Raw genomic sequence first — 18663 nt, forward strand, 5'->3', positions numbered from 1 at the left:
GCGGTGTGCTTCTTCCAATTGGCTGGGGCGTCCCTTAAAAAGACGACTCGGCAACCAGTTACGCTTGACGACCATAGCAAGGTGGTCCCACACCTTCCCATCCCGAACAGGACTGTGAAACGCCTTTGCGCCGATGATAGTGGACGGACGTCTGTGAAAGTAGGTCATCGTCAAGCTCTTATTCCTCAAAACCCCCGCAAGCATCCCTTGCGGGGGTTTTGTTTTAGGCGTCGACAAAAGCGCAGGCTACCGGCCTGTCTCGGATTGCTCGAAGGCCTGACCCTGGACCGCCCGGTTCAGGCGTACCGCCCCCCCTCCTGGCCTGTTCTGGGCTGCGTGTATTCCTTGCTCTTACCGACGCCGTTTGGCCTAAGCCTAGTAGGTCGGTCATGGCATCCAGTCCCTGCACCCTAGGATTGGCGTTCAATCCGTCGTTGCCTATCTGCAGGGTGGTCGGTCGCTCCACTCTTGCTGTGCCGACTGTTTGTTGTGGAGGCGCGCCTATACACCGCTTCTTCTTCTTCTTCTTCTTCGTCTGCTGCTGCTGCTGCTGCTGCTGATTGCCCCGGGTAGTGACTCTGATCGGCATGAGGGGAGGCCTGCTCTATGATTGGTGCGCATAGCGCGTTTAATGCTTTAGTTGCAGACAACGTGGCTGGATCATCGCTGCAGAGTGGCCGCTCTACTCTTCGCGCTTGTAGCATTAGCAGCTGAGCTTTTCGCACCAATCAGCTTTGTCTACCAAGATTGGCGCCTGCAACTGCCGGCATCTGTCTCCTTAGCTTAGGGCTGTAGCGTACTTAGTCACTGCCTGTATTCGTCCTCCCTGATCCTCCTGAAATTCCTACTCAGTTTTCTCTTTGCGCCGTAGAATACGGATAAATACTTTAGAGCTAAAGGAGTTGCCCGTGGGTGCAGAGACAGTAGTAGACGCGATTGTGGTTGGGGCAGGGCACAACGGCTTGGCAGCAGCGGTTGAACTGGCCAGTAAAGGCTGGAAAGTTCAGGTTGTGGAAGCCAAAAGCTCGGCAGGTGGTGCGGTCAGCACTCAGGAGTTGACCTTGCCAGGCTTCAAGCATGATGTGTGCGCCATGAACTTGTCCTCCTTCGCAGGCTCTGCGTTCTTCCAGCGCCATAAAGAAGCTTTGGCTCGCCATGGCTTGGCATTCGTCCCTGCAGAGCATTGCTTTGCCAGCGTGTTCCGGGATCAAAGTTATTTGGGCGTCAGTACAGACCTGGAAACGACCTTAAAGCGTATTCGAGCTGTTTCTGAGAAGGACGCTCAGGCTTGGCAAGCCATGCTAGATGACTTCCAGAGCAAGGCTCCCCATCTGTTTGCTGTGCTCGGTAGCCCTATGCCTTCGTGGGGCCTGATGAAAAGCGCCTGGAAGAGCTGGCGGGAGCTGGGCAAGGATGGCGTTGCAGAGCTGATGCAATTGCTGCTGGCGACGCCTCGTGACTTTCTGGACCGCCATTTCGAGAGCGACTCAGTGAAAGCCATGATGGCAGCCTGGGGGCTGCATGTGGATTTCACACCAGACACAGCAGGCGGTGCCTTGTTTCCTTATCTGGAGTCCATGGCCAACCAAGCCTTCGGCATGGTGATCGGGCAGGGCGGTGCGGACACGATTATCCGTGCCATGACGAGCTTGCTGCAGGAGTTGGGCGGTGAGCTGCTGTTGAATGCCCCCGTGCAGACAATTGAACAAGAGAATGGTCGCGCCAGTGGTGTTGTTTTGGCCGACGGTCGCCGCTTGAAGGCACGCAAGGCGGTCATCGCGAATCTGAATCCTCAGCTCGTCTTTGGGCGCCTGGTGCAGTCTGCTACCGTCCCCAAGGATTATCAGAAGAAAGTCGATGCCTTCCGCCCCGGTTTAGGCACCATGATGATCCATTTGGCTCTGGATGGCTTGCCTGATTGGACAGCTGGCACCGAGCTGCAGCGTTTCTCCTACGTCCATCTGGCACCCGATATGGCCATGATGAGCCGCGTCTATGCCGAAGCAGCTGCAGGTTTATTGCCTGCCGAGCCAGTTCTTGTGGTTGGACAAGGTACAGCACTGGATCCTTCGCGCGCCCCGGAGGGGAAACATACTTTGTGGATTCAAGTGCGTGTGCTGCCAGCCCAAGTCAAAGGCGACGCTTCTGGCAAGATTGCCGCTGGCGATTGGTCGCAGCTTAAGGATGCATATGCAGAGCGCGTCCTGGATCTGCTTGAAAGTTATGCGCCGGGCCTGCGTAGCAAGATCCTGGCCCGCCATATCATGTCGCCCCAGGATCTGGAGCAGTTCAATGCGAACTTGATTGGCGGTGATAACCTCTCGGGCAGCCACCATCTGGATCAGAACTTCTTCTTCCGTCCAGTGGCCGGTTACTCCAAATACAAGACGCCGATCAAGGATCTGTATTTGTGCGGCGCCTCGACCTGGCCCGGTGCAGGGACGGGGGCCGGATCAGGTTATATGCTGGCCAATCTGTTGGCGAAGTAAGTCAAAGAACTAAAGGCCATTCAGACGTTGCCGGGCATGTTCCAGGCGCAGCTGTTTGGCCTCCATCTCCTGTAGTTGTCGTCGTATCCCATCGATATGTTCTTTGGCCGCGCGTCGGGCCAAGTCAGCTTGGCCTTGCGTGACGGCATTGCATAAACGCGCATGTTGTCTGTCCAACCTGCGTTTGGAGTCATGGTCGGGATACAGGTGCTGCACGGACACGCGCACCGTAGATAACATCAAATCGTTGAACAGGCTGATCATGTGTACCAGCACCGGGTTGTGCGAGGCCTCACAGATTGCCGCATGAAAAGCATGATCTGCCCGCGCGACCTGTTCAGGCGCTGCATCCTGCATTTGCAGATCCTCCAGTTCCTGAAAGCGTCGTCGTATCATGATGTGATCGGCTTCCGTCCCCCTGGAGGCGGCTAGTTGAGCCGCCTCGCTTTCCAGCAGTTCACGCACTTCCAGCAAGTCATATAGAGTGCGCCCTTGCGCTTGAAGCAGGTGCTCCAGCGGCTTGCTGACGGCTGAATCAATCAGGTTGGCGACAAAGGAACCTTTGCCATGCCGGGTTTCAATCAAGCCGCGCACGCGCAGGATTTGTAGCCCTTCGCGCAGGGCCGATCGGGACACCGCTAGCCTTTGCGTCAGTTGCCGCTCGGAGGGCAGGACTTGTCCCGGTTTCAGGACGCCATCCATAATAAAAGTTTCGATGCGTTGGGCGACCAGCTCGGCGGTGACTTCCAAACGCTTGGGTTCCTGCATTTTCATTCGTGGTCAGACCAGTTTTATACCTGTGGAAATGATAACAAGCTGATTATCTATCTGTCTGATTTATAAGTATAAAGATAAACCCTAATACTCTCTTAGGGTAAAAACTGGTCGGACCAGTAGCCTGACGGCTGGACAAGCCAGCCCGCATCAAAGACCATCCGTTTCAGGAGACTTTAAAAGACAGGAGGCGTCATGAGCTTGCGCTACGACGAAAAACTGGACGGTGTGCTGCCCCGCGTGGACAGGATGCAGCTGCTTAGCCGTTTGCGTGATGATATTCCCGGCCTGGATGTGCTGCACACTGATGAGCAACTGCATCCTTACGAGTGCGATGGACTGAGTGTTTATCGTGCCAAACCCTTGCTGGTCGTTTTGCCCCGTAATGTGGAGCAGGTACAGGCCGTGATGCGCTTGGCTCACGAAGTCGGCGTGCCGGTGGTGGCCCGTGGTGCGGGTACCGGCTTGTCGGGCGGTGCCATGCCTTTGGAGCAGGGCATTTTGCTGGTGATGGCGCGCTTGAACCAGATTCTGGATCTGGACCCCGTAGCCGGGATTGCTCGCGTTCAGCCCGGCGTGCGTAATATCGCGATCTCTCAGGCGGCCCAACCCTTTGGCTTGTATTACGCACCGGACCCGTCTTCGCAGATTGCCTGTTCAATTGGGGGCAACGTAGCGGAAAACGCGGGTGGTGTGCACTGCCTGAAATATGGTCTGACCGTACACAATATCCTGCGTCTGGAAGTGATTACCGTCACAGGCGAACGATTGATTTTGGGCTCCGAAGCTCTGGATACGCCCGGCTTTGATTTGATGGCCCTGTTTACGGGTTCCGAAGGAATGCTGGGGGTAGTCACGGAAATTACCGTCAAGTTGCTGGCACGTCCCCCCTGTACGGTGGTGCTGCTGGCCAGCTTTGACGAAGTGGAAAAAGCAGCTGATGCCGTGGCCCAGATTATTGCCCAAGGCATTGTGCCGGCAGGGCTGGAGATGATGGATCAAATGTCCATCCGCGCAGCCGAGGACTTTATCCACGCTGGCTATCCTGTTGATGCACAAGCGATCTTGCTTTGCGAGATTGATGGCGCTTTGGAAGACGTGCAGGACGATGTGGCTCGTGTTGAGCAGGTTCTTTTCAAGGCCGGCGCGCAAGAAGTGCGGGTTGCGCGGGACGAGCAGGAGCGACAACGCTTCTGGGCCGGTCGTAAAAATGCCTTTCCCGCTGTGGGCCGGATTTCTCCCGACTATTACTGCATGGACGGCACCATTCCGCGTCGTCAGTTGGCTTATGTGCTGAAGAAAACTGCGGAGCTTTCCGAAGAGTACGGCCTGCGTGTCGCCAACGTGTTTCATGCAGGCGATGGCAATATGCACCCGCTGATTCTGTTCGATGCGAATCAGCCCGGCGAGCTGGAGCGAGCCGAAGCCTTGGGCGGCAAAATTCTGGAATTGTGTGTGGAAGTCGGCGGCACAATTACCGGCGAGCACGGTGTAGGCCGAGAGAAAATCAATCAGATGTGTGTGCAGTTCAATGAAGACGAGCTGCAGTTTTTCCATGCGATCAAAGCTGCCTTTGATCCCAAAACCATGCTGAATCCCGGCAAGAACATTCCCACTTTGCATCGCTGTGCAGAAATGGGCGGCATGCACATCCATCACGGGCAATTGCCTTTCCCAGAGTTGGAGCGTTTCTGATGAGTACCGTAGAACATAAAAATCAGGATCGCAGCGCTGAATTGCTGGAGCAGGTCCAGCAAGCCCTGACCACTAAAACCCCCTTGCGTTTGCAAGGCGGCAATACCAAAGCTTTTTTAGGCAAAGCCGTGCAGGGGCAAGAGCTGAGCCTGGCAGGCCATGAAGGGGTGGTCGATTACGATCCGGCGGAACTGGTCGTCACGGTGCGTGCCGGGACTTCCGTGCAGGCGCTGGAAACGATCTTGAACGAGCAAGGCCAATGCCTGCCTTTTGAGCCGCCTCTGTTTGATGGCCGCGCCACTGTTGGTGGAGCCACCGCCTGTGGTCTGTCGGGACCGCGTCGTCCCTGGGTAGGCTCATTACGAGATTATGTACTGGGCTGCCGTTTGATCAGTGGCATGGGCACACATATGCGTTTTGGTGGCCAGGTCATGAAGAACGTCGCCGGTTATGACGTATCGCGGCTGATGGTCGGCGCACAGGGTTCTTTGGGTGTAATTACCGAGGTGTCCTTCAAAGTCTTGCCGCGCCCACGTAGCCGTGCCAGCCTGGTTCTGGAGGTAGCCCAGCAGGAAATCGCCGGTTTATTGCGCAGTTGGCGTGACCAAAGCCGTCCCATTACGGGCGCAGCTTGGCAGGACGGACGTTTGCATTTGCGTCTGGAAGGTGGCGACAGCTCGGTGCAATTGGCTCAAGAGCAAATCGGTGGCGAAGCTTTGGACTTGTCCTATTGGGACGATTTGTGCGAGCAGCGCCTGGAGTTCTTCAAGCAACCCGGCACCTTGTGGCGAATTGCCTTGCCAGTCGATGCCCCAGTGCAAACATGGCCCGGCCAGGTTCTGGTGGATTGGGGTGGGACACAGCTGTGGCTGAAGTCCGATGCTGCTGCCGAGCAGATTCACGCGCAGGCTCAAGCTTTGAAAGGGCATGCCCGTTGCTGGTCCGGATCAGGTGCAGGGCAGGATGTCTTGCCCGAGTCCTTGTTGATATGGCATCAGCGTTTGAAACAACAGCTGGATCCTGCTGCCATTTTTAATCCAGGTCGTCTCTTTCCTTCGGCGGAGTCCACATGCAAACACAACTGACACCATGGGCTCAGCAACTACCGCAAGCCGAGCAAGCTGAAGCTATTTTGCGCTCCTGTGTGCATTGTGGGTTTTGCAATGCCACCTGTCCGACTTATCTGGACCAGGGCAACGAGCTGGACGGCCCCCGTGGCCGTATATACCTGATCAAGATGTTCCTGGAAGGCAAAGCGACCTCGGAGCTGACCCAGCATCACCTGGATCGTTGCCTGAGCTGCCGCAATTGTGAAACGACCTGTCCTTCGGGGGTGAAGTATCACAACTTGCTGGATATAGGTCGGGCCGCACTGGAGCCCAAAGTAAAGCGTCCCTTGAAGGACCGTGCCATGCGAGTCGCACTGACGCAGATTTTGCCAGAGCCTGCTCGAGTCAGTGCCTTGCTGGGGGTAGCGCGAACCATGCGTCCCTTGCTGCCATCTTCTTTACAGGAAAAAATCCCGCCCAAGCAAAATGTGGATTTGACTCGACCCGCACAGCGGCACAGCAAGCGTGTCCTGATGCTGGAAGGCTGTGTTCAGCCAGCCATGGCGCCTTCCATTAATGCTGCGACGGCCCGGGTGTTGGATCGCTTGGGCATCAGCGTGACGCCCATCGCTCAGGCAGGCTGCTGTGGCGCTTCGTCTTTTCACTTGGGTGCGCAAGAACAGGGCCTGGAGCAGGCGCGTCGCAATATCGACGCCTGGTGGCCGCAGATCGAACAGGGAGCTGTGGCGATTGTGCAGACCTCCAGCGGTTGCGGTGCTTTTGTGAAAGAGTACGTGGACCTGCTCAGGAACGATCCGGCCTACGCCGAGCGCGCTCGCCGCGTCAGTGAACTGGCCAAGGATCTGGTCGAAGTGCTGGAAGAGCAGCCTTTGGAAGAATGCCTGAACACGCAAACCCGCCCACGCCTGGCTTTCCATTGTCCGTGTACTTTGCAGCATGCGCAAAAACTGGGGGGGCGAGTTGAGGCCGTGCTGACTCGCCTGGGTTTTGATCTGGGCGCTGTGCCGGATAGCCATTTGTGCTGCGGTTCGGCGGGCACCTATTCATTGACTCAACCCGAGATCGCAGGACGCCTGCGGGATCGCAAGATGGATGCGCTGGAAAGCAGCAAGCCTGACCTGATTGTCACGGCCAACATGGCCTGCGGGAATCATTTGAATGGAGCAGGTCGGACTGCGGTCAAGCATTGGATTGAGTTGGTGGATGAGTTTTTGAGCTGAGTTCGTTGGTCCGTCAGTGCTTATGTTCGTACGGGCTTCCAGTCAGACCAAACAGCATAGAGGGAGCGAATGCCCCCTCTGTTCGTTTGAATCCAAGATACAGGAAAACCATGGCATAGACACGCTGTTCTGACCTGTAATGGTCTTCAGTTCTACGTGCTTATATTCGGCACGAGCGCGATAGCGGATGAGCTTGTTGTCACCGCCCTGGATGCGTATCTAGGCTATACCTCTGGCTAGTCTATCAACCATGACAAGCAATCAAGGCTTGCTCCTGAAAGTAGCGCGCGAATTACAGGCTTGGACTGGGGGGCTACTTCAGCTCACGTACCTTGCAACGAGTCTTTCCTAGCTCGTCCTCTCGGCAAGAGGTAGCCGCGGTGCCGTCGGCATCAAAATAAATCCCCATATTTTCTTTCTTGTTGTTGGGCGGGCCGAAGCGATTGGCCGGGTTTCTGTTCTGCTCAAGCTGGGGCAGGCGGTTGCGCTCCAGTTGCTGTTCTCGTGCCGCTTGGCGTGCCTTTTCCTCATTGTTCATCGCCTTCTGGAAGTTTCTGCTGAACTCCGAGTCCTTGGCCGGATCTTTGGGTGTGGCTGCCGAGGGACTCGCTTCGCGTGGCATGACGGAGGTCGAGCGCAGCTTTTTAAGATCTTCAGTCGTGACGGAAAAGTCCGGAGAAGCCGCATGGCTGGTAACGGCGAGGAAACTGAGCAAGCCAACTGCAATAGGGTTCAGATATTTGCGCATCAGAATTTACTCGACCTGGATGAGGTTTGATTATCTATCGTTTAATGGACACTGCATGTTTTTTCGTCTGCATTCTATATAAAGGATTTACACGAGCGCAAACGGAAACAGGGTGAGCCAGGTGCCTGTGGCTTAGCTAAATAGCACCATGCCTTGCAAGGGGTGATTGAACAGAATAATGTCACGAACGCACGTGGTCAGTCGTTTAATGTGGTTTTCTGACATGGGCTTGGGAAAACGCATTTAGCGTTGCCGCGACGTAATATGTGCTGTGTATTTAGATAACAGCTTAGGGAGGAGAGAAAATGAGCGGGCAAAAGCAAGATCACAGTGCGTTTTTTTCAGTACGAACAGCCGCCATATCGCTAGTGCTTTGTATGGGAGGTGCAGCGGCTAATGCCGCTTCAGTGACGTTTTCTCATAAAGACTGGGATCTACGTTGCGATAACACGCTAACCTGCCGCGCTGCCGGTTATGCGGCTGATGGTGAGGAGCTGGGTTCAACGGTGTTATTGACGCGTAAAGCGGGCAGTGGAGAGCCGGTGGCAAATAGAGTCATGCTTGCACACTACGACGATCCCGAGTGGCCAAAAGACTCATTGCCAGAACTTGTTATTGCGGGCCGTAAAGCCGGTTCACTGAGTGTCGCGGGGGATGAGTCTTGGCAAATGAGTGAGGCGCAGTTAGCCCAGTTTTTGGCAGCCTTGAAAAAAGACGCCGTAATTTCCTTTCGTGGGAATGGCAGCACTTATGCATTCTCGGGGGCAGGTTCAAGTGCCGTCTTGTTGAAAATGGATGACGTTCAAGGACGTGTCAATACGCCAGGGGCTATTCTGCGTAAAGGGAAGGGCAGCGAGTCTACGGTCAAGGCACCTATTGCTGCGCCAGTTATCAACCGTGCACCGGTAGTGGATAAAAGCTTGCGCCCCATGACAGCGCAAGAGGACGCCTTGATAAGGCCTGTGCTGTTGAAGGTACTTGCCGCTGATGAAGAGCAATCCTGTAGTGCTGACATGCTGTCCGAGCCATGGGAAATCGCACGATTGAATCAGCAGTTCTCCCTGGTTGGCGCGCCTTGCTGGTTAGCCGCTTATAACGGTGGGGCAGCCTATTTTGTGATCAATAACAATATGCAGTCTGCTCCGGTGTTAGTGAGTACCAGCGCCACTGATTACGATAATGGAATGATCTCGTCCAGCATGAAGGGGCGGGGTTTGGGCGATTGCTGGAGTTACGAGGCATCGGTCTGGGATGGAACCGACTTTGTTGAAAGTGAACGCGGCGACACCGGGCGTTGTGCTCTGATTCGCGCTGGGGGCGCCTGGAATATTCCGGAGCATGTCAGCCAAGTGGTCGGGCCGTGAAGTTATAAAAACGCCACCGATGTGGGCTTGGAGTACTGATCCCCCCAGCTTTCGAGCCTGGGGGTTTGTTTTTTTGGTTCTCAGCTCGGCAATGATGTGTGGGTGAGCGGAGAAACCTAACGGTTTCTGGGCTGGCTTGCTATGGCCGCTGCATGTTTGGCATTGCTTGCCATATGCCTATTTGCATGAGGCCAGTCGTGGGGCTTTTTGGGGCCGTCTATGTGGAATAGCTGAAAGCGGGCGATTAATTGCTTCGGATGTCAGGAAGCTAAACCATTGATTCGATTAAATTATTGATTATTTTATTTCAATGGTTTTAGATTAGCTGGTGCCGATGAAAGGAATCGAACCCTCGACCTTCTCATTACGAATGAGCTGCTCTACCGACTGAGCTACATCGGCTAACCTAAGACGATAAGTATATCCTGTTTTTTTCGGGTTTGTAAATTCTGCGCACGCATTTGGGCTGCGGCGTGCTATGTTGGGCGTTTTCAGCCTGTGAAGGGGACGATGATGCTGGGGATCAAGATCAGTTTGGTGGTAGCGGCTTTCTTGCCTTGGTTGGCGGCGATTTGTGCCAAAGCCGGTGGGGCGGGCTTTACGAATCATGAGCCTCGTCCGTGGTTGGCCAGCCTGTCGGGCTGGCGTGGTCGGGCCAATGCAGCGCAGGCCAATGCGTTTGAGGCCTTACCGTTCTTTTACGCGGCTGTCTTGCTGGCCTTGTGGTCGGGGGCGGACGCCTTGCGCGTGCAAAACCTGATGATTTCCTGGATTGTGCTGCGCGTGCTGTATTTGCTGATGTACATAATGGACAAGGCCACCTTGCGTTCGCTGGTGTGGTTCCTGGCCTTGGCCGTCAATATCTGGATTGTGTTCCTGCCCGTGCTGCGGACTTGATGAAATGAATAAGGGCCTGTTCTGTGCTTTTGATCAAGCATGGAACAGACCCTGGGATTGTTTGCTTGGACTATTGGCAGGCCAGCCGCAAAGCTGGCCTGTTTTTATTTGCCGTTGCTTTCTTGCTCTTCCGCTTCCACGCGGGCGCTGACGGCTGAAGGGAACAGGTCCCAGCAGGCAATGAACATGGCGGCGATCAGCGGGCCAATCACAAAGCCGTTCAGGCCGAAAATCGACAAGCCGCCCAGGGTGGAGATCAGGATCACGTAGTCCGGGATCTTGGTGTCTTTACCCACCAGCAGGGGGCGCAGCAGGTTGTCTACCAGGCCGATTACCAAAATACCAAAGGCGGTCAGGATGATGCCGGGAACGTAGTGGCCCGAGACAAAGAAGTAGATGGCAACCGGAGCCCAGATCAGCGAGGCGCCCACGGCAGGCAGCAAGGACAGCACGGCCATCAGCACACCCCAGAACAGTGCGCCTTGAATGTCCAGGAACCAGAACATGACCCCGCCCAGCGCACCTTGGGTGGCTGCCACAGCGATATTGCCTTTGACGGTAGCGCGTACCACAGTGGTGAATTTGCGGAACAGATGGGTTTTCTGGCCCTCGCTCAGAGGGATCAACTGGCGGTAATGACGACCCAACTCCACGCCATCGCGCAGCAGGAAGAACAGCATGTACAGCATGATGCCCAGGCTGACCAGGAACTGGAAGGTGTTCTGGCCGACGTTCAGGGCTTGTTTCGTCAGGAACTGGCCGCCTTGCACGGCAAACTCAGAGAACTTCTCTTGCAGGGATGCAAAGTCATGCAGACCAAAACGAGCGGCAAAATCCGTCACGCTAGGGGGCAGGGCATTCAGTATTTTTTGCAGGTAGGCGCCCGGATTGAGCTGACCGCTATTCATCAAATCGTACAAAGAGGCGATTTGTTGAACCAGGGAAATGGAAATCAGGATGACTGGAATAATGACGATCAAAATGATGACCAGCAAACTGATCAGGGCAGATAGAGACCGCCGGCCTTTGGTTTTAGCCAGCAGTTTGCGTTGCAAAGGGGTAAACAAGATAGCCAGAACGGCACCCCAGAATACGGCCCCATAAAAGGGAAGAAGTATCCAGACAAAGGCAGCGGATACAGCGGCCAGCAAAAGCAAAAAGGTATGGAATTGTAGATTTGGCCGGGTGGACATGGAGTTTTTCCATTAGCGTGAATTTGAGCCGATTGTAAGGGGGAATCCTTACTATGAGCGTGAATCTTGGTATCTGTTTATTGGGTTTCTGTGGGCTTTAAAACACGCTTGTTTTGCATATTCTTGTCATATGAGTTTTGCGCGGCAGGAGAGTCCCAAAAGCTGCTTTAAGTATGAAGGGTAAGCTGGGGGCGCCTGCTTGCGGGTAGCGGCGCCAGCCGGGTTGATGCATGGGCTTGGGGCTTATTGCTCCGGTTGGCGAGCCAGCTGCAAGTAATAGCTGCTGCGCCAGACATGCTGGCTGCTGCGTTCGAACCAGCGATGGGTGTCTGTGATGCGCAAGGTGCGTGAGACATCATCATGGCTTTGTGGCGCGGCTAGAAGCTGACTGCGAACGGCGCTTAACAAATCAGCCAGGGCCTGGGCTCTGGCTTGTACTTGCTCCAGCCAATCACCAGGGGCTTGTCCGTGCAGGCCTTGCTGCGCCAGGGTATTGAGCTCTGTTGCCAGGGTTTGGGCTTGCTGGTAACGATTGTCCTGCAGGTCCGTGCTGGGCGGATGTTGCAGCCGGCTGCGCAGGCGCTGCATGTGGTCAATGGTGTGCAAGAGCGCGCTGATACGGGCGGCAACGGCGGGATCATCGGCAGCGCTGGGGATGCGTAATACAAATTCGTAGGCTTGATCCAGGACTGTCTCGATTTGCTGCAGGTCGGCAGTGGCGGTGCTGGGGCGGCTCATGTTCAGACTGTGCTGATACAGGTTCAGCAGGCGCTGGGCCAACTCTTCCAGAGTGCGTTGTGTGGTTTCCAGGGCCAGGGCCGGTACTTGCAGCAAGCTGTCGTCCAGATGGTGCTGGGGGCGGGCAGCGCGATCTGGCACCAGGCGCTGTACCCAGCGGGCAAACTGCTGGGTAAAGGGCAGGCACAAGGCGGCCCCCAGGCCAATGAACAGGCTATGGAAGGCCGCCAGTCCTAATGCACCGGGAGGAACGTTGATGTAGGAGCCTGTGGCGTACATGGCTTTCAGGAACAAGGGCAGGATCAGCAGCCCCAATAGACCGGCAATGACGTTGAACAGAATGTAGGCAATGGCCGTGCGTTTGGCGTAAATGGTGCCACCGATCGCAACCAGTACGCCGGTCAGGGTGGTGCCTATGGAGGCTCCTACGACAATGGCGGCGGCCTGGTCAAAGCTGACGGCACCGGCATCCAATGCGGTCAAGGTCATGGCGATTGCGGCGGTCGAGGATTGCAGCACGGCAGTTAGAGCCAGGCCGGTCAGCATGATCAACAAGTGTGCGCCATAGCCTCCTGTCGGCATATGGGCCAGGCTGAAGCTGGCCGCCAGCCCTTGCATGCCGTCTTGCAGCATGCCCAATCCTAGAAATAGAGTGCCAAAGCCCGCCAGTGCCCGACCCAGCTCCTTATAGCGACCGGGGGCCAGCAGTTTGAGCAGGGCACCCAAGCCGATCAACGGCAGGGTGTAAAAGCCCAGATTCACTTTCAGGCCCAGGCCAGAGATGATCCAGCCGGTGGCGGTATTGCCCAGACTGGCACCGATGACTACGCCTATGGCTTGTGTAAAGGAGATCAGGCCTGCACTGACAAAACCAATCAGTGTGACGGTGGTGGCGGTAGAGGATTGGGCCAGTGCGGTAATCAGGGCGCCGGAAACAAAGGCCTTGATGGGCCTGCCGGTAAACGCCAGCAGGATCTGCTTGAGAGAGCCACCCGCAAAAGCCACCAGTCCTTCGGACAGCAGCATCATGCCAATCAGGAAAAGGCCAAGCCCCCCTAAAAAGGGGAAAAGAGTATCAAGCATAAAAGAGTGCAAGCAGCGAAATAATCGGCAGGTTCCGGCGCGACAGACCGGGATAGAAATCAGGATGCTGCATTATCGCCAGTTACGCAGCCTATGGAGTGAAATACTTCAGTGTTGCAAACTGGACGTTTCTGGAAGCGTATGTTGCAAACACAGCGGTCATTCTCTTTTTTGTGTATAAGAGCGCTTGGGCTTCTATTGCAAAAGAGAGGGCAATGTGGATTTTCGTAAAAGTGTGAAGCTGGCTGCAGGGACCATGCTGCTGGGTGGTGTGGTTGCTGGCCAGGCACAGGCGGTGCAGATGTGGCATTCCGATACGGTCTTTGCGAATCAGGGAATGTGCGCTGCGAACTTTACTTTTGATTCCCAAATGGAGCCGGTGCAGCAACTGAGGGTTCATATTCAGGTGCTAAGCAAGAAGAACAATAAGCTGGTGGCCGAGGATGTGATCGAGGTGGACGATTTTGGAAGTTCCAGTGCCGATCGCTATGCCACTGGTTATTGGTATAACGAAATCGCTTGCGATCAGAATTTGCGGGTGGTGGTGACGGGGGCGACTGCAGTGATGAATGGCGAGCGTGTTGATTTGTTGGCCAAGGATCTGCTGGAAGTGGAGAACTTCGTGCCGTATGAGATCAGCATTACACCCGCAGGAGCCAAGTAAGCGATTCTGGATAGTGATCTTGCAGACAAGGCCTCTGGAGCAATCAAGAGGCTTTTTTCATGAGGCCAGACGTAGAAAAGCCCAGCTACTTGCGTAGCTGGGCTTTTGTATTTTTGGCTCCCCGACCAGGGCTCGAACCTGGGACCTGCGGATTAACAGTCCGTCGCTCTACCGACTGAGCTATCGGGGACCAGCAAAGAAAATGATTATAGGGTAGGGCTACCGAGATTGTAAAGAGGTATTTTTTGAGAAATGTATTTTCATATACGCAAAACCGGATACGGCCTTGGCAATAGGCGTAAATCCTGATTTTTTCATTGGGAACATACCGTCTGGTCAATAAGGCTCATGAGCCCGCTTTGTAGCAAATGGTTGCAAGCCTTTTGTTTATTGGCTTTGCGACCGTTTAGCCCATTTTTTGCTGAATTCTCTGTAGGTGAAAAACTAGGGAAAATGCGTATGAAACCCAGTAAACACGCTGGATTCGGTTTATTGACACCAATATTGTTTATGTCTGAAATATAAATGCTTGCAGTATATGTGCCTCAACTATCAAGCCCCTTTCATCCCTGTTTCAGGGCTGATCTGTTGAGCAGTTTTGCTTCAAGAAATAGGAGGGGGTGCAGGGGATTGACGTCGGGAAATCAGCTTTTCAGGCGGTGGGACCCAGCACTTGATCAAGAGCCGGACAACGATAAGAAATCCGGCATTCAGACGTTTACAGAGAACAGAGAACATGAAAAAAACTATCTTGGCAGCCATGTTGATGCCTGTGTTGGCGGTTCCCGCATACGCCGCATCGAACGTGACCTTGTACGGCGTGGTGGATACAGGCCTGGGCTACGAGCAGTGGAAAGGGAGCGACCTGAAAGGCGGCGCAGAAAAACAAAGTCGTTTTGGTCTGTACGATCAGGGCTGGATGGGTAACCGCTGGGGCCTGATGGGCAGTGAAGATCTGGGTGGCGGTCTGAAAGCCAACTTCATGCTGGAAAGCGGCTTTGATCTGAGCGATGGCAATATGCGCCAGAACCGCTTGTTTGGTCGTCAAGCCACCTTGGGCCTGAGCGGCGAATCCTGGGGGCGTGTGGATCTGGGTCGTCAAACCACTGTGACTTCCCTGTACGTTGCCGGTGTAGCCAGTCCCTTTGGTGGCAACGGCTACCAGTACGGCGTGGGTGCTGCATTTGATGCGGCCAACACGGTTCGTTACGACAATATGGTCGCCTACCAGAGCCCCGAGTTCTCCGGCTTCCAGTTCGGTGCTGGCTATTCTTTCAACACCAACGGCGCACAAAAGTGGGATCGTAGCGGTTTGACTGGCAATGCCATCAACAGCGACGACGCTAACGTGAAAGCCTTTAGCGTGGCTATGCGTTACACCAATGGTCCTTTGAAAGCGGCCTTGAGCTTTGACCAGGCCCGTTATGGTTCGGCTCGTGAGCAAGGCGGCAACCTGGTTGCGGCTGAAAGCGGCAATGTCAGCGCCTGGAACCTGGCTGCCAGCTACAAATTCAGCTTTGCTACCTTGCACGCTGCTTTTGGACAGAGCCGTAATGGTTACATCGGTGGCTCGCTGCAAACCGAACAGTTTGGTCCCGGACTGCACAAAGACCTGAAGGTTAACTCCTACGCGCTGGGCGTGACAGTTCCTGCAGGCAAGGCCGGCTCGGTTCTGGCTTCCTGGACCATGGCTGATCCACGCTCGACTCCGCGCAGTACTGATGATGCCAAGACCCAGCACGTATTTAGCGCTGGCTACCTGCACAACCTGTCCAAGCGCACCAATCTGTACGCGATTGGCTCCTACGCTCGCAACATCGGCTACTACAGCGATCTGAAGAGCACGGTTGCCACGGTCGGTATCACGCACCGTTTCTGATCTTTCTGACTGATTCTGCCAGCTCCGGGTCGACGTAGTGCGTTAGCAGCGGCGGCATCGTCCCGGGCAGGGGCTAGGTCAGGGGAAAAGAGCCACAGCGGGGCTGCATCAACATGCAGTCCCGCTGTCTTTTCGGCTGAAGGATTTTGTTTGTCCAAATGTTAATGGCGCCGCTGCGTCGTTATCGGACAGACGCGTTTTGCAAGGACAAAAAAAATCAGCCCAAAGCAAATGCTATGGGCTGATTTCAATGGTTTTCTTGGCTCCCCGACCAGGGCTCGAACCTGGGACCTGCGGATTAACAGTCCGTCGCTCTACCGACTGAGCTATCGGGGACCAGAGAAAAAGAATATAGCATGTATTTTGCGAAATGTGCAAGTTTTCATGGAGGAACAGCACAAAAGTTTTGGCATGTTGGTGCTGTTTTCACGGGCGGGCAGGCTAAGTCCTTGTCTTTATTGGGGAGTTGGCTCGACATCGTGTCATTCGCGATATTCGGTTTTGGAGACTCGCGCACTCTAGTGGGCCATTGGCTGCAATAGTGGCAGGGTCAACGTGGCCGCTGCCAGAAGCAAAGAGTAGAATCGACGGCTTGTTGACTCTTTTTTTCGCTGGGGCCAGCAGCTCTTGTGCTGACGGTGTCGCCCTGCAAAGTGATGAATTCCCATGCAAGCTAGTCAAAGCTCCAGTGCGCAGCGCAGTTCCTTTTTAATTGGACTGGCCCTGTCGGGGGGCGGCTCTATTCTTTTCTCCGCCAAAGCGGTGGTTGCCAAGCTGACCTACCAATACGATGTCAACGCCTTGACCGTTATTGGCTTTCGAATGCTCTTGTCGCTGCCTTTCTTTCTGGCTATTGCCCTTTGGCAAGTGAAGAAAGTACGGCAGGGCAAGCTGGCCGCACTGACTGGTCGTCAGAAGCTGGAGCTGGTGGTGCTGGGCTTTCTGGGCTATTACCTGGCCAGTTTGCTGGACTTTATCGGCCTTGAATATATTTCGGCAGGGCTGGAGCGGCTGATTCTGTTTTTGTCGCCTACCTTTGTGCTGATGTTCTCCGCCATCTTTCTGAAACGACGCATTCTGCCCAAACAATGGCTGGCTTTGGCGCTGGCCTATTTAGGGGTAGGGCTGGTCTTTGTGCAGGACTTGAGCCTGACCGGCGATGATGTGCTGCTGGGTGCGCTTTGCGTGTTGGGTTCGGCCATTTCCTATGCCATCTACCTGATTGGTTCGGGCGAGCTGCTCAAGGCCATTGGTTCTACACGGCTGGTGGCGTATGCCATGTCCTTCTCGGCGGTCTACACCCTGATTCACTTTTTTGCCGTGCTGGGCTGGCAGGGGCTGGTGCAGCCTGCGCCGGTCTATGGCCTGTCCATGATTCACGCCGTCTGCAATACGGTTTTGCCCACCTTTATGACTATGTGGGCGGTGGAGCGCATAGGCGCGCCCATGAGTGCTCAAATGGGGCTGATTGGCCCAGTTTCGGTTCTGTTTCTGGCGAACTGGTTTCTGGGGGAACCGATTACGCTCATGCAACTGCTGGGTACGGCCTTTGTACTTAGCGGCGCGATGGTCTTGAGCCGCCGCTAAGTCCCGGCACAGGCTGGCTTACTTGCCGTTGTTGGCCAGCCGTTTTTCGATTTCGTCGCGGTGCACGTCGTAGGTGGTAAAGCCGGCCAGGTTCTCCGGCATGTTCAGCTTGTCTCGATGGATCAGCGTCTGGCGAATATCATCCAGACCGCTACGCCAGTGCTCGCGCATGGTCATGCGACCAAACTGATAGTCCTTGTAGTGCTGCTCGTAGGGCTGGTTGCGGTAAATCAGGTGCACCACGTTGTAGCGCTTGTTGCTGGCCAGCTCTTCGGCCAGGCGGCACGGCAACAGGTCTTTGCGTTGATCTTCGGGGATCAGGGTGAGCAGCTCTGACAGGATATGACGCATGTACTGCGAATGACGCATGTCCTCGGTCACCATACGGGTACGGCTGGAGTAGCGGATCTCGTTCAAGCGGTCGCTGACTTCACCCATATTGTTGGGTACCGGGCCGCGCGCACTCCACAAATCCACTTGAAACACCAGGGTGTCCCGGCGGGGTGACTGATCCAGCACATAAGAGAGCGGCGTATTGGAAACCAGACCGCCGTCCCAGTAATACTGACCATCAATTTCCACGGGGGCAAACGCCGGAGGCAGGGCACCCGAGGCCATGAAGTGTTCGGCTCGCAAGGTGGTGCGATGGTTGTCAAAGTAAACAAAGTTGCCCGTGCCTACATTGACCGCACCTACCGAGATGCGCTGACGCTTGTCGTTGATGCGATCAAAGTCACATAAACGTTCCAGCGTGTCTTTCAGGGCGCTGGTGTCGTAATAGCTGGCACCTTCGGGCACGCCCGGTGTGGCTTGCATTGGAGGGGGGAAACGGGGGCGGAAAAAGCCACGCTGTCCCAAGACCAGGGCGTTGCTGGCATTGAAGGCGCTGATGGCCTCACGCATGACATCGTTGATACCAAAGAGGGCACGCTCCAGGCAGGCTGGGCTGGACCAGCCATAGTAGGGCTCGCAAATGGTATTCCAGAACTCCCGCAGGCGTTCTACCTGCCGCTCGGGGGGATTGCCCGCAATAATCGCGGTGTTCAAGGCCCCAATCGAAATCCCGGATAAACAGTCTGGCTCGATTCCTGCTTCCAGCAAACCTTCATATACACCGGCTTGATAGGCTCCCAAAGCGCCGCCGCCTTGCAATACCAGGGCTACCGTTTCGTAGGGTGGCAAATAAGAGGGGCGGGCAAAAGCGGGGACATCTTGCGCTTGTGGCGTAGGAACAGTGTTCATGGCATCACTCGGTTCAAGAG

General features: G+C 55.2%; 14 protein-coding genes, 3 tRNA genes and 1 rRNA gene. 10 read left to right on the top strand and 8 right to left on the bottom strand.

What is annotated here, in order from left to right; genetic code table 11:
• The first annotated feature begins 63 nt into the window (after positions 1-63).
• Both rrf and NIZ92_RS05875 read left to right on the top strand, forming a co-directional pair.
• Positions 64-176: ribosomal RNA gene (rrf, locus tag NIZ92_RS05870) — 5S ribosomal RNA — on the top strand.
• A 732-nt stretch (positions 177-908) separates the two neighbouring features.
• On the top strand, positions 909-2489 hold the full coding sequence (locus NIZ92_RS05875; RefSeq protein ID WP_137431372.1) for an NAD(P)/FAD-dependent oxidoreductase: 1581 nt from the start codon (positions 909-911) through the stop codon (positions 2487-2489).
• 9 nt (positions 2490-2498) lie between these two features.
• On the opposite strand, the gene glcC is transcribed toward NIZ92_RS05875, so the two are convergent.
• Positions 2499-3263, bottom strand: coding sequence for a transcriptional regulator GlcC (gene glcC / locus NIZ92_RS05880; protein ID WP_051316371.1), 765 nt, complete (start codon positions 3261-3263; stop codon positions 2499-2501).
• Between the two features lie 195 nt (positions 3264-3458).
• On the opposite strand from glcC, the gene glcD reads away from it, so the two are divergent.
• The 3 genes from glcD to glcF are packed head-to-tail and all read left to right on the top strand — an operon-like array spanning position 3459 to position 7248.
• On the top strand, positions 3459-4958 hold the full coding sequence (glcD, locus tag NIZ92_RS05885) for a glycolate oxidase subunit GlcD (protein ID WP_035268958.1): 1500 nt from the start codon (positions 3459-3461) through the stop codon (positions 4956-4958).
• Positions 4958-6043, top strand: coding sequence for a glycolate oxidase subunit GlcE (gene glcE / locus NIZ92_RS05890; protein ID WP_052159231.1), 1086 nt, complete (start codon positions 4958-4960; stop codon positions 6041-6043). Before glcD ends, glcE begins: the two co-directional genes overlap by 1 nt.
• Complete coding sequence (glcF, locus tag NIZ92_RS05895; protein WP_254002844.1) at positions 6028-7248, top strand: glycolate oxidase subunit GlcF; 1221 nt, start codon at positions 6028-6030, stop codon at positions 7246-7248. The genes glcE and glcF overlap by 16 nt, the downstream gene beginning before the upstream one ends.
• A gap of 313 nt (positions 7249-7561) precedes the next feature.
• Here the strand turns inward: glcF and NIZ92_RS05900 are convergent, their stop codons facing one another.
• On the bottom strand, positions 7562-7996 hold the full coding sequence (locus NIZ92_RS05900) for a hypothetical protein (RefSeq protein WP_083053902.1): 435 nt from the start codon (positions 7994-7996) through the stop codon (positions 7562-7564).
• Positions 7997-8301: 305 nt separating this feature from the next.
• On the opposite strand from NIZ92_RS05900, the gene NIZ92_RS05905 reads away from it, so the two are divergent.
• Complete coding sequence (locus NIZ92_RS05905; protein WP_226349710.1) at positions 8302-9360, top strand: DUF1176 domain-containing protein; 1059 nt, start codon at positions 8302-8304, stop codon at positions 9358-9360.
• A gap of 326 nt (positions 9361-9686) precedes the next feature.
• Here the strand turns inward: NIZ92_RS05905 and NIZ92_RS05910 are convergent.
• Positions 9687-9762 (bottom strand) — tRNA-Thr (locus NIZ92_RS05910).
• 111 nt (positions 9763-9873) lie between these two features.
• Here NIZ92_RS05910 and NIZ92_RS05915 point away from each other — a divergent pair.
• Positions 9874-10257, top strand: coding sequence for an MAPEG family protein (locus tag NIZ92_RS05915; RefSeq protein ID WP_021446846.1), 384 nt, complete (start codon positions 9874-9876; stop codon positions 10255-10257).
• Between the two features lie 104 nt (positions 10258-10361).
• Here the strand turns inward: NIZ92_RS05915 and NIZ92_RS05920 are convergent, their stop codons facing one another.
• On the bottom strand, positions 10362-11450 hold the full coding sequence (locus tag NIZ92_RS05920) for an AI-2E family transporter (RefSeq protein WP_035268966.1): 1089 nt from the start codon (positions 11448-11450) through the stop codon (positions 10362-10364).
• Positions 11451-11693: 243 nt separating this feature from the next.
• Positions 11694-13271 (bottom strand): Na/Pi cotransporter family protein, encoded by a 1578-nt coding sequence (locus NIZ92_RS05925; RefSeq protein ID WP_254002845.1) that lies wholly within the window; start codon positions 13269-13271, stop codon positions 11694-11696.
• A gap of 217 nt (positions 13272-13488) precedes the next feature.
• Here NIZ92_RS05925 and NIZ92_RS05930 point away from each other — a divergent pair, with 217 nt between their 5' ends.
• Positions 13489-13935, top strand: a complete 447-nt coding sequence (locus tag NIZ92_RS05930; protein ID WP_115634889.1) for an IrmA family protein — start codon at positions 13489-13491, stop codon at positions 13933-13935.
• A gap of 114 nt (positions 13936-14049) precedes the next feature.
• Here NIZ92_RS05930 and NIZ92_RS05935 read toward each other — a convergent pair.
• Positions 14050-14125 (bottom strand) — tRNA-Asn (locus NIZ92_RS05935).
• A 546-nt stretch (positions 14126-14671) separates the two neighbouring features.
• Here NIZ92_RS05935 and NIZ92_RS05940 point away from each other — a divergent pair.
• Positions 14672-15814 carry a porin gene (locus NIZ92_RS05940; protein WP_035268974.1) on the top strand — a complete coding sequence of 381 codons (1143 nt, stop codon included), beginning with the start codon at positions 14672-14674 and terminating at the stop codon, positions 15812-15814.
• A 260-nt stretch (positions 15815-16074) separates the two neighbouring features.
• Here NIZ92_RS05940 and NIZ92_RS05945 read toward each other — a convergent pair.
• Positions 16075-16150, bottom strand: a tRNA-Asn gene (locus NIZ92_RS05945).
• Between the two features lie 330 nt (positions 16151-16480).
• Here NIZ92_RS05945 and NIZ92_RS05950 point away from each other — a divergent pair.
• The gene (locus NIZ92_RS05950; RefSeq protein ID WP_026484585.1) at positions 16481-17401 is read left to right on the top strand and encodes a DMT family transporter; all 921 of its coding nucleotides are present in this window, start codon (positions 16481-16483) and stop codon (positions 17399-17401) included.
• 18 nt (positions 17402-17419) lie between these two features.
• Here NIZ92_RS05950 and NIZ92_RS05955 read toward each other — a convergent pair whose 3' ends face one another.
• On the bottom strand, positions 17420-18643 hold the full coding sequence (locus tag NIZ92_RS05955; RefSeq protein WP_026484584.1) for a patatin-like phospholipase family protein: 1224 nt from the start codon (positions 18641-18643) through the stop codon (positions 17420-17422).
• Positions 18644-18663 lie beyond the last annotated feature (20 nt).

It is taken from the genome of Alcaligenes sp. 1735tsa3 (genome assembly GCF_024134565.1).
Lineage (GTDB): Bacteria > Pseudomonadota > Gammaproteobacteria > Burkholderiales > Burkholderiaceae_B > Alcaligenes > Alcaligenes phenolicus.

What these genes read in the sequence shown, in the direction of transcription:
- glcC (WP_051316371.1), bottom strand. Translation starts at nt 3,263, where the DNA reads ATGAAAATGCAGGAACCCAAGCGTTTGGAAGTCACCGCCGAGCTGGTC.
- NIZ92_RS05900 (WP_083053902.1), bottom strand. Translation starts at nt 7,996, where the DNA reads ATGCGCAAATATCTGAACCCTATTGCAGTTGGCTTGCTCAGTTTCCTC.
- NIZ92_RS05940 (WP_035268974.1), top strand. Translation starts at nt 14,672, where the DNA reads ATGAAAAAAACTATCTTGGCAGCCATGTTGATGCCTGTGTTGGCGGTT.
- glcE (WP_052159231.1), top strand. Translation starts at nt 4,958, where the DNA reads ATGAGTACCGTAGAACATAAAAATCAGGATCGCAGCGCTGAATTGCTG.
- NIZ92_RS05950 (WP_026484585.1), top strand. Translation starts at nt 16,481, where the DNA reads ATGCAAGCTAGTCAAAGCTCCAGTGCGCAGCGCAGTTCCTTTTTAATT.
- glcF (WP_254002844.1), top strand. Translation starts at nt 6,028, where the DNA reads ATGCAAACACAACTGACACCATGGGCTCAGCAACTACCGCAAGCCGAG.
- glcD (WP_035268958.1), top strand. Translation starts at nt 3,459, where the DNA reads ATGAGCTTGCGCTACGACGAAAAACTGGACGGTGTGCTGCCCCGCGTG.
- NIZ92_RS05905 (WP_226349710.1), top strand. Translation starts at nt 8,302, where the DNA reads ATGAGCGGGCAAAAGCAAGATCACAGTGCGTTTTTTTCAGTACGAACA.
- NIZ92_RS05915 (WP_021446846.1), top strand. Translation starts at nt 9,874, where the DNA reads ATGCTGGGGATCAAGATCAGTTTGGTGGTAGCGGCTTTCTTGCCTTGG.
- NIZ92_RS05925 (WP_254002845.1), bottom strand. Translation starts at nt 13,271, where the DNA reads ATGCTTGATACTCTTTTCCCCTTTTTAGGGGGGCTTGGCCTTTTCCTG.
- NIZ92_RS05955 (WP_026484584.1), bottom strand. Translation starts at nt 18,643, where the DNA reads ATGAACACTGTTCCTACGCCACAAGCGCAAGATGTCCCCGCTTTTGCC.
- NIZ92_RS05920 (WP_035268966.1), bottom strand. Translation starts at nt 11,450, where the DNA reads ATGTCCACCCGGCCAAATCTACAATTCCATACCTTTTTGCTTTTGCTG.